At 51.2% G+C, this 13,947-nt stretch carries 13 protein-coding genes and 1 other annotated feature; of the genes, 6 read left to right on the top strand and 7 right to left on the bottom strand.

The window, feature by feature from the left end; all coding sequences use genetic code 11:
• Positions 1-18: 18 nt before the first annotated feature.
• The 4 genes from OHJ21_RS21320 to OHJ21_RS21305 all read right to left on the bottom strand — a co-directional run bounded on the left by OHJ21_RS21320 (position 19) and on the right by OHJ21_RS21305 (position 3,663).
• Positions 19-1,014, bottom strand: a complete 996-nt coding sequence (locus OHJ21_RS21320) for an extracellular solute-binding protein (protein ID WP_326111777.1) — start codon at positions 1,012-1,014, stop codon at positions 19-21.
• A gap of 116 nt (positions 1,015-1,130) precedes the next feature.
• Positions 1,131-1,283 carry a hypothetical protein gene (locus OHJ21_RS21315; protein WP_486021101.1) on the bottom strand — a complete coding sequence of 51 codons (153 nt, stop codon included), beginning with the start codon at positions 1,281-1,283 and terminating at the stop codon, positions 1,131-1,133.
• Positions 1,284-1,301: 18 nt separating this feature from the next.
• Complete coding sequence (locus tag OHJ21_RS21310; RefSeq protein ID WP_100539647.1) at positions 1,302-2,918, bottom strand: ABC transporter permease subunit; 1,617 nt, start codon at positions 2,916-2,918, stop codon at positions 1,302-1,304.
• Complete coding sequence (locus tag OHJ21_RS21305; protein ID WP_486021100.1) at positions 2,911-3,663, bottom strand: ABC transporter ATP-binding protein; 753 nt, start codon at positions 3,661-3,663, stop codon at positions 2,911-2,913. The genes OHJ21_RS21310 and OHJ21_RS21305 overlap by 8 nt, the downstream gene beginning before the upstream one ends.
• 240 nt (positions 3,664-3,903) lie before the next feature.
• Between OHJ21_RS21305 and OHJ21_RS21300 the strand changes: the two genes are divergently transcribed.
• Together OHJ21_RS21300 and OHJ21_RS21295 are read left to right on the top strand one after the other, a co-directional pair.
• The gene (locus OHJ21_RS21300) at positions 3,904-4,680 is read left to right on the top strand and encodes a DeoR/GlpR family DNA-binding transcription regulator (RefSeq protein ID WP_243390891.1); all 777 of its coding nucleotides are present in this window, start codon (positions 3,904-3,906) and stop codon (positions 4,678-4,680) included.
• Between the two features lie 714 nt (positions 4,681-5,394).
• The gene (locus OHJ21_RS21295) at positions 5,395-6,453 is read left to right on the top strand and encodes a hypothetical protein (protein WP_394057609.1); all 1,059 of its coding nucleotides are present in this window, start codon (positions 5,395-5,397) and stop codon (positions 6,451-6,453) included.
• A gap of 164 nt (positions 6,454-6,617) precedes the next feature.
• Here the strand turns inward: OHJ21_RS21295 and OHJ21_RS21290 are convergent, their stop codons facing one another.
• The gene (locus OHJ21_RS21290) at positions 6,618-7,505 is read right to left on the bottom strand and encodes a GNAT family N-acetyltransferase (protein ID WP_394058321.1); all 888 of its coding nucleotides are present in this window, start codon (positions 7,503-7,505) and stop codon (positions 6,618-6,620) included.
• A gap of 232 nt (positions 7,506-7,737) precedes the next feature.
• On the opposite strand from OHJ21_RS21290, the gene OHJ21_RS21285 reads away from it, so the two are divergent.
• The 4 genes from OHJ21_RS21285 (at position 7,738) to OHJ21_RS21270 (ending at position 10,345) form a co-directional block, all read left to right on the top strand.
• Positions 7,738-8,856, top strand: a complete 1,119-nt coding sequence (locus OHJ21_RS21285) for an ATP-binding protein (RefSeq protein ID WP_394057608.1) — start codon at positions 7,738-7,740, stop codon at positions 8,854-8,856.
• Between the two features lie 42 nt (positions 8,857-8,898).
• Complete coding sequence (locus OHJ21_RS21280) at positions 8,899-9,105, top strand: hypothetical protein (RefSeq protein WP_486021099.1); 207 nt, start codon at positions 8,899-8,901, stop codon at positions 9,103-9,105.
• A gap of 106 nt (positions 9,106-9,211) precedes the next feature.
• Positions 9,212-10,066 (top strand): alpha/beta hydrolase, encoded by an 855-nt coding sequence (locus OHJ21_RS21275; protein ID WP_100539642.1) that lies wholly within the window; start codon positions 9,212-9,214, stop codon positions 10,064-10,066.
• A 33-nt stretch (positions 10,067-10,099) separates the two neighbouring features.
• On the top strand, positions 10,100-10,345 hold the full coding sequence (locus tag OHJ21_RS21270; RefSeq protein WP_133120346.1) for a hypothetical protein: 246 nt from the start codon (positions 10,100-10,102) through the stop codon (positions 10,343-10,345).
• A gap of 963 nt (positions 10,346-11,308) precedes the next feature.
• Here the strand turns inward: OHJ21_RS21270 and metG are convergent.
• Both metG and OHJ21_RS21260 read right to left on the bottom strand, forming a co-directional pair.
• Positions 11,309-12,955 (bottom strand): methionine--tRNA ligase, encoded by a 1,647-nt coding sequence (gene metG / locus OHJ21_RS21265; protein ID WP_100539641.1) that lies wholly within the window; start codon positions 12,953-12,955, stop codon positions 11,309-11,311.
• Between the two features lie 46 nt (positions 12,956-13,001).
• Positions 13,002-13,272, bottom strand: a binding site (T-box leader).
• Positions 13,273-13,322: 50 nt separating this feature from the next.
• Positions 13,323-13,778 (bottom strand): RNA polymerase sigma factor, encoded by a 456-nt coding sequence (locus OHJ21_RS21260; RefSeq protein ID WP_486021098.1) that lies wholly within the window; start codon positions 13,776-13,778, stop codon positions 13,323-13,325.
• Positions 13,779-13,947: the final 169 nt, after the last annotated feature.

Here is a 13,947-nt window from a genome sequence, read left to right as displayed (position 1 = left end):
CATCGCTCCTATGCTGGCTTATTCTTTGGCTCCGTTGAAGAATTGCTGGTGCTCTTCCAGCAGCTCTACGGTCAGTGGCTTCTCAAAAGTCATCGAGTACGCAGGTTTGTTGACCTCATCCACGGTCTCCCCTTCGTACAGGGCCACCGGATAGTTCACGATCAGATCTTTTCTGGCATCCTTCACGATAGTCTCGGCCATTTTCATCGCTAAATCGGTCGTGTCATTCTCCTTATCCACTACCGCAACCGACTCGGTCAGCGAGAAGTTTCCTTCGACCGGATCCACGTAATCAATCGGTGCACCGTCAGCTTTGGCCGCTACCGCCTGATGGCGGAGTCCGAAGCCCGCAGCCACTTCTCCGGCCTGCACTTTCTTGATCGGACCGGAGCCCGAGCTCTCCAGATGCGGTCCCACATTGGCAATCAGATCATGGAGTATTTGGCGTCCCGCATCTTCGCCGTATTGGTTAATAATCGCCTGTACCAGCAGCCAACCGGTGGAGGAATCCATAATGTTCGGAATCGATACGAGCCCGCTGAATTCCGGTTTGGTCAGGTCCGTGATGGAGGTTGGCATCGGCAAGCCTTTGTCTTTCAGCACTGCCGTATTCACGAAGATGGAGCCGGTATTCGCCAGAATCGGCGTATAGTATTTCGGATAAGTTCCGACAGCGCCTGCGTCAAAAGCCAAATCCTTAAACATGGAATGCTTGCTCTGCGAGCTTTCGATAAAGTACGAGCTCATCGTGACGAGATCGGCCTCGATTTTGTTCCCCTCAGCCATCAGTTTCCCGCCAAGCTCGGATGTACCGAGGGATTGCACGAGATACTGTCCTTCGTATCCGGCATTCATCAACGAGGTTTCCATTGCAGCGACGGCCTCTTCATCCCCGTTAGTGTAGATGACTACCTTCTTCGCCTCCCCCGCGCTTCCGCTGCTGCAGGCGGCCAGTGCAAACACCATGCTGATTGCGATCAATGACAGCAGCATTCCCTTAAGCGTCTTCATCATGATTAACTCCACTCCTTGAATTTTTTATTTAGTAATGATTTAAAAAAATGAATTAGCCTGCGCATTCCGCGTCAGAATGGCTGGTGGCGATTTCGTGCAAGGAGTTGCTCCTCACTTCAAGTGTCAATACCCAGCGGAGAGGACGGAATCGTATTGGAGAAGCGAATGCGTTCGCCTTTGTATTCGGATTTATACAGCTTAATCATCTCAATCCGAGAAATCCGAAGACAACAGCGATCGGAAGTACGATCCGGCATCGCAGCGGACATGAACGTAATGGGGCAGCTTTACCGCTGCGCCGTTCTCCTCTGCCATGCGTCGCACACCAGCTTGATGATCAGATTCGTGAAGAAGATCAGCATCGACAGTACGAAGATCTCGTTAAACTTGGCAAAATGCTGCAGCTCTTTGATCTTGCTGGCTACGAGCGACGTCTGGGCCGATACGAGAAAGATGATGCCGCTGATCGTCACCATGGCGTTGATGAAATAGTAGCTGAACATCTCCATGACGGTTGAGGCCGAGTTCGGCAGGATCACCCGATACACGGTCTTGAACCAGCTGTCACCGAGCAGTTCTCCCGTGGTTTCCCATGAGGGATTCATCTTGGACAGGGAGTTCTTGGCCATCAGATACGGCGTCGTGAAGAAATGAACGATATTGCACAGAACGATAATGATGAAGGTTCCCTTCAGGCTGCTTCCATTAAAGAAGAGCAGGTAGGATATCCCCAGCACCATGCCGGGCACCGTATTCGTGATCATCGATACCATATCCACCGTGGATCGAGCTTTTAACGTTGTACGCACATTCAGCAGCGCCGATCCGTATGCCATCAAGGTGCCGAACAGCGCCGTCAAGAAGGCGACCCAGAGCGAATTTCGGTATACCCCCGTCAAATCACTCGATTGAATCACATCCCGTACATGCTGGAACGTAAAGGTCATGTCATAGGGGTAACTGCTCAACCAAGGAGCGATGAACATCACCGCAAACATGGACAGCATGCCCATCACAATGACCGACGACATCACGCCAAAGGCGATATCCCGAATGCGCTGGCGCGGCAGCTCGATATCCGAGAGCTTGTCATAGTGGAAATTCCATTTTTCCAAATAGTTCAGCAGCCAGATGCCGAACACGGCGGGGATCAGCATCATCACCGCAATGACAGCGCCTTGGTTGAAATCCGGAATGGAGCCCAGCATCACCTGATACAGCTGCGTTGCCACGACCGGATAGGTACCGCCAACCGAAGCCGGAATGCCAAAATCCGTAAAGCTTAAGATAAAGGAAAGGACAAAGGCTCCGCCAAGCGCCCCGGCCAAGGGACGCATAATCGTATTCAGGAAACTTCTCATCGTTCCGTCACCCATTAACTTGGAGACGATGATGAACTTTTTATCAATATACTTAAATGCGTTATGGATCAGCAGGAATACTGGAGGCAGCGTGTAAATGACGTAGCCTATGAGCAGACCGTTCCATCCGTAGATTTCAAACAAGTTGCGCCCGGCAAGCCGGGTGATCAATCCCTGATTACCGAACGAATACATAATGGCGAACCCATATGTAATGGTCGGGAGCAGCATGGGGACGATGATGACGGTTTTCAGCAGACCTTTGAGGGGCTGGTATATTTTGGTGCAATGAATGGAATACGCGAGTATAAAACCCAGGACGGTTGTGATCACCGCCGTGATGCCCGATATCTTCACACTGTTGCCAATCGCTGCGATGAATTCCCGATTCGACCCTATCGATACATAATGTCCGAGGGTAAACCCTTGATCGGATTCGAAGGAACGGACCAGCAGTATCAGCAGCGGCAAGAACAGAAACACGGCGAACAATAACAGGATGACGGTAAAGATGATCCGCATTTCCGGTTTCACGTTATGCATACTGCTCACCGAACAGGTTGTAGATGTTCTGCCTTTTGATGTGCAGCTGCTTGATAATAAACTGCTTCACAAAATCATTGCTCGGATGATGGACAATCTCCCGGGGTGTACCGAATTGGGCAATCTGCCCCTGATGGATAATCAGGATTTTGTCCGAGAGCGTCAGCGCCTCCTCCGGGTCATGCGTCACAATGATCGTGGTCAGTTTGAATTCTCTGGCAATCGACTGAATCCGCTGCTTGATCGACTCCTTGATCACGCCGTCCAGCGCGCTGAGCGGCTCATCGAGCAGCAGGATTTTCGGCTTCGTGACCAGCGTTCTGGCCAGAGCCACTCTCTGCTTCTGCCCTCCTGACAGTTCTCCGATCCGCTTGCTCAAGTGAGGCTGAAGCTCCAGGAAGTCGATATACTCCTGTACCTCCTGCTGACTCACACTCCCCTTCTTATTGCGCAGGCCGTATACGATATTGTCGTAGGCATTCAGATTGGGAAATAAGGCATAGTCCTGAAAAACGATATTAAACCCCCGCTTCTTCATCGGTACGTTGCTCAGATCTTGATCTTGGAACACGATTTTTCCCTTATCCACCCGGGTGAGTCCCAAAATAATATTCAGTAATGTGGTCTTCCCGCTGCCGCTCGGACCGAGCAGCGACACAATCTCGCCCGAACCGATTTCTACGTTGATGTCATCCAAAACCACTTTATCGTCGAATTGTTTGCGAATATGCTCTAGCTTCAGCAAACGGCTCACCTCCCTTAAACACATCCTCAGTATAGAAACCATATGTAAACAAGAATCATGAGAACTGTTAAATGTAAGTAAATTATGCATATATCATTCATATATCGATACCAACTATTGACCATATTCATCCACATTAAGTGCCTAACTTACGAATAATATAGGTAACTCTATTGAACATGGCCGGGCGAATCGGTAAACTAGACATGAATGCAGGCACCAACTACTAATGCGGATTGAATGGGTGAGCGAATGTTTCCACTGGAGAGGCAAAAGAAAATACTTGAGCTGCTTACGATTCGAAAAGTACTGAAGATCACCGAACTAACGGAAGAGCTGAACGTCTCGGTGGATACGCTGCGCCGGGATCTGAACACCTTGACCAAGCAGGGGCGGATCGAGAAGATCTATGGCGGCGTCAAGCTCGTGGAGTCCCGGTTCGGCGAATCCTCCATGGACGAGCGCATGGTCAGCCAGTTGGAAGAGAAGGATCGGATCGCCCGTAAATGCAGCGAATTCGTTCATGACGGTGATTGCATCTATATCGACAGCGGCTCGACTACGTATCAGATCGCCAAGTACGTGAAACATAAGAAGAAGCTGACGGTCGTTACCAACTCGCTGCCAGTTGCAATCGAACTGATGGACAGTGATGTGGAGCTAATTATGATCGGCGGCAAAATCCGGCGGGAGGAGCAGTCCGTCGTCGCGTATGAATACATCTTCAATTTTCATGAGCTGAATGTGCTGAAAGCCTTCATCTGCTGCAGCGGCATCACCATCGAAAAAGGCATTTCCGACTACAACCTGGAAGAAGCCATTACGCGCAAAAAAATGATCGAGCTGTCCAAAGAGGTGTACGTCATGGCGGACAGCACCAAGTTTGGCAAAGACGTCACCATTTCCATCGCATCGCTCGACAAAATCGATACCATCGTGACCGATGCGAACGTCCATGCAAGCTTCATGCCAAAATTCAAAAAAACCAATACCACGCTAGTGATTGCGGAAGAATAGAATAAAAGTGCGTGATCAAAAAGGTCGATTTTCAGCACCGAAGCTTATGCTTCCGATGTACGTTTTTTCAAAACGCTTCAGTTGGATGAAGCTAGGGACTTCAGGAGCGGGGCCACACGTTTTCGCAGAAAACGCCTTCGAAAGCATCTGGTGTTTTGGGTACGTGAGCACCTGACATGTTTCCGCAGGAAACAGGCTTCGGAAGCTTCTGCTTAGGCCCGGCTGAATTCAAGATTCGATGCCGAGCTGCTTCCTGATTCGCTTCGTGTTAGATATAGAATTTATTCGTTATCAGCAGAACTGATGAAATTCTATATCGCAAGAAAACCTACTTTTGAATCGCGGTCGCTCATCCTTGATTGGCCTCGATTGGTTTTCTAATCAAAAGCGGACTTTTTGAACAACCTCTTATAGACCCAAAAAACGGACGTTCCCCCTCGCTGAATGGTTAGCGATGAGAGAATGTCCGTTTCGGTTTCACGCAGGTACGCACCCGTATGAACTTTTAATTTATAGGTGCCAAGCCCTTTCGAATCCCTTGCAGCAGTATCATTTTCTCTTCTTCTGTAATCCCGTTTTTACCATCGGCATGAAGGCTTAAGCCCACTTGTAAGCGGTTGTATATTAGAAGGGAAGTCCATATAATGAAATGAGAATCAGGATATTTTTTCTAATTATGTGAGACACCATGCAGGTAGAGGAGGAAACAAGGTTATGAATGTTGGATCAGCACGCGCGGCGGCGACGGATTGGGTCTTGCAGCATGCCAGCAGGGAGCCTGGATTTATGGGTGCCTATTTTAGCGGCTCCACGGTCGGAAAGTCGGATGAGGCAGAGATGGCTCCGTCCTCGGACATTGACGTCGTTATCGTTACCCAGGATGCGGAGCCCCCTCTAAAGCTCGGAAAGTTTATCTATCAGGACGCTTTGATCGAAGCCACCTATCTGTCCTGGCGGGATCTCGCCTCGCCCGAGCAGGTATTAACGTCTTATCATCTTGCGGGCAGCTTCCGTGTAGATACCCTGATGTCCGATCCGACCGGGCAGCTGCGCAAGCTGCAGACGGAGGTTTCGCGTCATTTTGCCGACCGGATATGGGTCGCCCGCCGCTGTGAGAACGTGCGCGAACGTATCATAACCGGACTCCGATCCATAGACCCTTCTGCCCCTTGGCATCGCCAGGTTACCTCCTGGCTGTTCCCTACCGGCGTAACCACCCATATGCTCCTGGTCGCCGCTCTTCGCAACCCCACGGTCAGGCTCCGCTATGCGGCGGTTCGCGGTGTGCTGAAGGAATATGACCAAGAGGAGATCTACGAGGAGCTGTTAGGCTTGCTGGGCTGTAAAGACATGACTGCCGAGCAAGCCATGAATCATCTCAACGGACTGGCCCGAACCTTCGATGCCGCTGCTGCCATTGCGAAGACGCCCTTCTTCTTCAGCAGTGACATTAAGCCGGATGCAAGACCGATTGCCATTGACGGCAGCCGCGAGCTGATCCTAAATGGAAGCCCTCGGGAAGCCGTTTTCTGGATGGTGGCCACCTTCGCTCGCTGCCACAACATACTGGAAGTCGACGGGACTCCTGAATTTCAAGAGCAGTACGCCCCTGCTTTTGATGCCATCCTTGCGGATCTCGGTATAACGTCCACCGATGACCTGCTGCAGCGGGCCGACGAGGTTCTTCGGTTCCTGCCGAAGCTGTGGAACGTCACGGAACACATTCTGGATGCCAACCCGAATGTAACAGGCGGGCAAGAATCGACCTCATAACTCCTAACTTCATATAAAAAAGACCACGTCGGGATTCGTTCCAGGCGTGGTCTTTGTATTGTACATCTTGCGTATTACTCCCTGTGCGTACGGTGCGTGGTCCGGGGCATGCTTCGATGGCTGTTGACCAACCTGCTTGACGCACGTATGGCTGTCGATCCTTTTTAGTGGCTTTCCTGCTCCATCGGCAGATAATAACGGTGCTCCTCTTGGTCTTTGGCAAAGCCTACCGACTGATAGAGTGACAACGCCGTTTCATTGGCTGCCTTCACTTGAAGTTTTACTGTGGCGGATCCACGGGCCTGAAGATAGGACATGGCACGGTAGAGCAGATATTTTGCAATTCCCCGTTGTCTCCACGGTTCTCTCACAAACACATCTTCAATCACGCCGACGTTCCCCTCTTCCAGCCATGCCATGGTACTGCCTATTATCGTGTCCCCTTCCAGGACATTTATCGCAGTCCAGTTGGGATGCCCTTTATATTCCCGTAATCGTGCAAGCCCCAGCGGCGCTTCCGGCCAAACCTCAGCCTCGAGCTTTAGATACTTCTCTTCCTCCTCCGCAGATTCCATCTTCCACAATCGATACCGATAGCGATCTTCTAACGCCAAGGCAGGAATGGGCTCCTCAAGTGACCGCTCCATGGAATACAGCTTCTCCAGCGGCTGAAACCCGATCTCCTCTGTAAAAAAAGTGGTATTGCCGATCTCATGGGCATAGTTCCCCACGCACAAAAACGTCCCGTACGCCTCCGGCAAGGTCCGCTTTAACACGGTCGCACGTTCATAGAGCACTTTAAACATTTCACTTAACAGATCATTATCCCGCTCTCGCTGCGTTACAGCCTTGAGATTCACATAAATGTGATGCTTGCAGTTAGGCGCACATCCCGGCGGGATCACGTTAATAATGTCGACCTGTCCCTTGGCCACCATCTTCCCGTCTTCGAATGCACAGAACACGTTCTCCCAATTCTCCTGGTCACCCACCCACCAGAACAGCGCATCCGCTGCGGATACCGCCTGATACAGCTCCCCCAGCAGAGGCATATCGCCCTGCATAAAATTCCGTATGATTCTTTCACCCAAATGAATGTCACCGACCTTTGCGTTCATTGTAAGACGACCTGGGATGATAAAAATAGATAAAAAACAACTATAGACAAACAAGTTGCTTTTTCAGTCAATGATTTCCTTAAAATGAGTGTACAATGTTGGAATTACGCAATATAATAATTACGTAATAACATAAATGTTGATAAAGTGAGGTTGATGATTCCCCATGACACGTGATCTGGTCCAAGAGATGGATGTCTTAAAGAATCAAATGGCGGAGCTGCAGGAGCTTGTCTATCAGGCTCTTATGGAACGAAAACCTGCATCCGCATCCAATCAACACCGCCAAGAGATTGCAACAGCACCTACGATAAATGAAGCAAACCCTGAAGCTGGCTCCGTCTTCTATTCCGGGCGAGTGCACCTGAACGGACAAAGCATCCGCTGGGAGCCGCAGGAACGGCGAATGGATCAATTGCTGGACATGAACACCGAGAAGGCGGCCAAAATCCTCGCAGCACTGGGCAACAAGCAGCGCCTGGATATTTTAAAGGCCGTCATGGCAGAGCCACTATCCGGTTCCGAGCTGGTAGAACGGTTGAATATGGGAACGACGGGTCAGCTGTATCACCATCTCAAAGCGCTGCTTGGCGCGGATCTCCTCGTGCAGGAGCAGGGAGGCCGCTACGCTCTTCCTAAGCATCGGAGCCTGCCGTTCCTGCTGCTGCTGTCTGCTGCAGGCGATTTGCTCGATACAAGCGATTACCTGGAGATGAGCGAAGCCCGTAACAATGCGGGGATGTATTTCGGGAGCTCGCATGGCTTCGATATTCATCAGCTGCTCTGGGCCGTGGTGGAAAATTCGATTTTGGAGCACACGAGCGGGTATGGCGATCAGATCAGCATATTCCTGCATGAAGATGGCAGCGTATCGGTTACCGATAACGGGAGAGGCATCCCCGTGCAGGCCCTTCCGAATTCCGACATCCCTGTTGTGCAGTCGATACTAACCAATGTCCATCGATTGAATGCCAGCGCACACTTTCTGGTCCCCGGTGCGGAGAAAGGCATCAGCATCGCCGTGGTCAATGCCCTCTCCAAGCATCTGACGGTGGAGATTCGCCGTGACGGGAACATATACCGGCAGGAGTACAGGCACGGTATTCCACAGACCGGGCTTCTGATCGTCGGCATGACTCAGGAGACGGGCACAAGCGTGACATTCAAGCCCGAGCCGGAATTATTCAGCTCTGCCTTTGAATTTAATCGCATCATCGAGCGTAAGAGCGCAATTGCCGCGGACTATCCTGGCCTCAACCTAACGATCCGCAATACCGCTGAATAAAGAAGCTGGAGGAAAGGCAGTTCGAAGCCTATGCACCATGCTTTGTACAGTAGCGTTTTTTACAGCAGCGATACGGCTCAGATGTCACATCGAAGGTACTGTTCCCTATGCAAACCGTGGCTGAAGCAACGGCCTGGAACGATACCGGTCCGGGTGGTAGAGACACACGGTGTGGGGGGGCCGGGCAAGCTTGGATGGCTGTCGACCGAACCCATGTCTGGTGCTATACTGAGCTTGAAGGAACGCTAATCGAGGTGATATAGAATGCTGGAACGTTCTATGGAGAATCTAATGGAATCCGAACAGGAAAGGGGCTGGTGCGATTAAAATATAAAACGAAACGAGGACGATATACATGAGCATACAGAGCACGGTAATGAGCGAAGGATTTGCATTGAATGTTTCCATTCGCGGAAACGGCAGGCCCATTTTGGTGGTGGGAAGCAGTATATACTACCCCCGCTTGTTTTCGGAACAACTCTACACTTCATTTCAACTGATTTTCCTGGACCATCGAGGCTTTGTTAAGCCCCCTCGGACACTAGAGCCGGAAGACTATGCACTGGATAAGGTTCTGGATGATATCGAAACGGCAAGACAAACGCTGGGACTGGAGGATTTTATTATATTGGGGCATTCGGGGCACGCCTTCATGGCGCTGGAGTATGCCAAAAAATACCCGCAACATGTCCGGAAGGTGGTCCTGCTGAACACGCCCCCGACCAATAGCCCGGAGCGGCAGCAGCAGAGCATCGCTTTTTTCAATGAAACGGCAAGCCCGGAACGGAAACGGCAGTTTGAAGCGGATATATCCCTGCTGGCTGGGGATATCGAGAGAGAGCCGGAACGGCGATTCGCTCATATGTGCATCCGAATGGGAGCGCACAGCTTCTATGACTATGCCTACGATGCGGCTTGGATGTGGGAAGAGGTCTTCACCAGCATGCCCGTCATCGATCATTTATGGGGAGAAGCCTTCGCGCAGCTCAATCTGATCGATTCACTGGAAGAGGTCGTTAAACCCGTCTTCATCGGTCTTGGACGGTACGACTATTTGGTCAGTCCCGTATCACTCTGGGATGCTGTAGACGACTCGCAGGAACACGTGAAGAAGGTCATTTTTGAAAAAAGCGGCCATAATCCGATGTTCGAAGAGCCCGAGCTTTTTAACACCGTATTGACGGGTTGGATTCATGAAACGGGCAACTAACCCGCTGAAGATACAACGTATGCCGTTACTATAATGAAGAGGAGCCCTCCGCTTTACCGCTGGGGCTCCTCTTACGTTTATTTGCGCGTTGCAGCCGGTAAACTCTCGCTTCTTATGGATTCAGCGGCATCGTCCGGATGGATGCTCTTGTCGCTGAAATTCGATCCTTTTTCGAGGCCGTGCGGACACGGGATCCGCTATTTGCCGATACTCGATCCTTTTTTTGAGCCCATGCGGACACTGGATCCGTTATTTGCCGATATTCGATCGTTTTTTTGAGCCCATGCGGACACGGGGTCCGCTATTTGCCGATACTCGAACCTTTTCGAGTCCATGCGGACACGGGGTTCGCTATTTGCCGATACTCGATCCTTTTCGAGTCCGTGCGGACACTAGATCCGTTATTTGCTGATATTGAGCTGTTTTTGAGATTATGCGGACACAGGATCCGTTAATATAATATATTCACGGATTATTCCCGAAATATCTTGCGATAGCGGATCTCCTGTCCGCATGACCCCAGGAAATGCCAAGAAACAACGAAATAGCGGAACCACAGTCCTCAAAATCGCAGTCCGTACTCAGTCACAATGGATCCTCGGGTCAGCCCCCTCTTCTTTGACACCTGCTAATGGCCCCCTTAATCACTTGCTCCTATGATCGCTTAGCCCCCTTGCTCCTATGATCGCTTAGCCCCCTTGCTCCTTCGACCACTTAAACCCCTTGCTCCTTCGACCACTTAGCCCCCTAGTTTCTTGGACCACTTAAACCCCTTGCTCCTTCAACCACTTAAACCCCTTGCTTCTTCGACCACTTAGCCCCCTTGCTCCTTCAACCACTTAAACCCCTTGCTCCTTGGACCACTTAAACCCTTTGCTCCTTGGACCACTTAAACCCCCTTGCTCCTTCGACCACTTAACCCCCTTGCTTCTTCGACCACTTAGCCCCCTTGCTCCTTCAACCACTTAACCCCCTTGCTCCTTCGACCACTTAACCCCCTTGCTTCTTCGACCACTTAGCCCCCTTGCTCCTTCGACCACTTAACCCCCTTGCTTCTTCGACCACTTAGTCCCCTTGCTTCTTGGACCACTTAAACCCCTTGCTCCTTCGGCCACTTAAACCCCTTGCTTCTTTGATCCTCTAGACCTCTGATTTCTTGCTACTCGAGCCTGGGTCCACTACATTCCTTGATCACTTACTACTCACTCCTTGGGTCAGTTAAATCTTAGACACTTAAATCAATTACTCCCTTATGGACAACTCCCCCAGCCTCCGCGTTTCCTCCTCAATCCGGCTGGTATCGATCCGCTCAAACAAAAGCTCTACGCCATGAATCGGCCTGCCAGCCGGAACACGGCACCACTCCCACACAGGCTTCTCCAGCGAGAGAACGCCTCGTATCCTATCGCAAGAGAACGGAATAAACGGCTGCAGCAGGTTCGCCAAATTGGCAATGATCTGAACGCAGGTGTACAGCGTTGTCCCGCACGCTTCGCGATCCTCCTTGACCTGAATCCACGGCTTCTGTTCATCAAAATATTTGTTCGCCAGGCGCACCACGCCGAAGATTGACTCCAACGCTTCCTTCAGTCGCCCCTCCTCAATGAGCGCCCCGGCCTCGCGGTACAATGCTTCAACCCGGTTCTGCCACTCTTCGGACATGCAGCCCTCGGGCACCTTACCGTCAAACGATTTGTTTACAAACACCAAGGCACGGTTGACCAAATTCCCAAACGCACCAAGCAGCTCACCATTGTGGCTGTGAATGAACTCCCTCCAGGAGAAATCGGCATCCCGCTTCTCGGGGCCGTTCGCAATGAGAAAATAACGAATGGTGTCCGGCTGATAACGGCTTAACAAGTCCGGCACCCATATGGCCCAATTGCGACTGGTCGAGAACTTCTTCCCTTCGAGCGTCATGTACTCGCAAGATATGATTCGGTCCGGCACATGCAGATCCCCGGCCCCCTTGAGCAGCGCCGGCCAGATCAGCGTATGAAACGGGATATTATCCTTGCCATGAACATAGTAAGCCTTAACCTCGCCCGGTCCCTTACGCCAAAAGGATTCCCAATCGCCGCCCGTTTCCGCGGCCCACTGTTTGCTGGCGGATAAGTAGCCGCTGACCGCTTCGATCCAGACATAGATTTTCTTATCCTCGAAGCCCGGAACAGGGACATCCACGCCCCAGGTCAGATCCCGCGTAGCCGCCCGGTCCTGAAGCCCCTCCTCCAAGTATCTTCGGGTCAATTGCACGGCATTATCCCGCCAGCCTCGGGCGTTATTCAAATCATCCGCCAGCTCAGCCTGGAAATGTGACAGCCCTACGTAAAAATGCTCGGTAGGCCGCTCCACCGGAGGGTTTCCGCAGATTTTGCAGGTCCTGTTCGTCAGGTCGGACGGATCAAGTATGGTGGAGCAGGCGTCGCACTGATCCCCACGGGCCCTGCTGCCGCATACGGGACAATCTCCTTCCACGTAGCGGTCCGGCAAAAACCGCTGATCGGTTTCGCAATACGTTTGCCGCACGGTTTTTCGATACAAATGGCCGTTTTCCAGCAGCTTCAGAAACAGCTCCTGCACCACGGCATGATGAAACGCCTGGTCGGTTCGCGTGTATAAGTCGTAGGAGAAGCCCAGCCGTTCGAAGCAATCCACGAACTCCCCATGATACCGATCCGCAATATCCCCCGGAGCCACGCCCTCCTGAATGGCTTGAACCGCCACGGGCGTTCCATGACAATCACTGCCGGATACGTACAGGACTTGATCGCCTTTCGCGCGGAAATAACGGGCCAACACGTCGCCTGGCAAGAGGCTTGCAAGCCTCCCCAAATGTAAGGACCCGTTGGCATATGGCCAGGCACCGCCGATAAAAATATTCGTCATATCAATCATCCTCCTTTTTTTGGACAACAAAAAAAGCCCTCATCCCAAAAGGGACGAGAGCTTGCCGCTCACGTGGTACCACCCAATTTCATTCATGCCTTGCGGCATTCACCTCTTCGGGTACGACGCCATATATCGCGTGTATACCCTAGCACGTTAACGGGTGCGGGATCCGGCGCAGCCTACAACCCTCTTCAGGGTTTCGGTGCACAGCTCAGAGACCATATTCCCAAGGTTCTTTCCTTACCCCTTTTCACCAGCCGGGGCTCTCTGTTCAAAGACGTTACCAAGGTACTCTTTCTCTTCATTGCTTTTGTTTAACGTTATTCAAGTTACTGGAAATCATACCCGAACTTTACGAATGAAGTCAAGGGGACGGATGCGGAGCCTTTCTTGCCCTTACCCGGCCATCCCGTATCGCTCCCAGCTTTTTCCCCAGCATCATCTTTAGTTTCTTGCGGGCTCTGCTCATGCGGTTCCGTACATTTTCAGGCTCAATTTGGAGCACTTCCGCAATTTCCAGGGTATTGAAATCCTCGTAATAATACAAATACATCGGCTGTCTTAGGGTTTCAGGCAGAGTAAGCACAGCAGATAACAGTTCGTCATGGTTCTCCTCGCTATTCATCATCGATTCAGGCGCCTGCATAGCGCACTCGGTCAAACGATTCTCCGAAAGAAAGTCCATCGGTTCCAGCTCCGTTTCCTCGTAGGTTGATCGGTTCTTCCTTGTTTCCCTTATTTTAAACTTCGTGCCTTTCTCTTGACCGCATGAAATTGCCGTTTCTCCGCAGGGAAGAAGCGTACCAACAAACTTACCCAAGCATGCGTGTATTTCCAAGACTCTCCGGCCCTCCGAACCACTTCCAGCTGCTTTTCCCTTATGAGATATTCCTGAATGAACCAATTGTTCATATCCAGTCATTCTTTCCCGTCCATTAGTTCATAATTTTTTGAACTGAATGACTAAGTTTAATTATATATGAACAAAT

This window comes from Virgibacillus sp. LDC1 (assembly GCF_025792345.1).
Taxonomy (GTDB): domain Bacteria; phylum Bacillota; class Bacilli; order Paenibacillales; family Paenibacillaceae; genus Paenibacillus_AQ; species Paenibacillus_AQ lautus.
The sequence above is the reverse complement of the archived record's forward strand: the minus strand, read 5'-3'. Positions and strand labels throughout refer to the sequence as shown.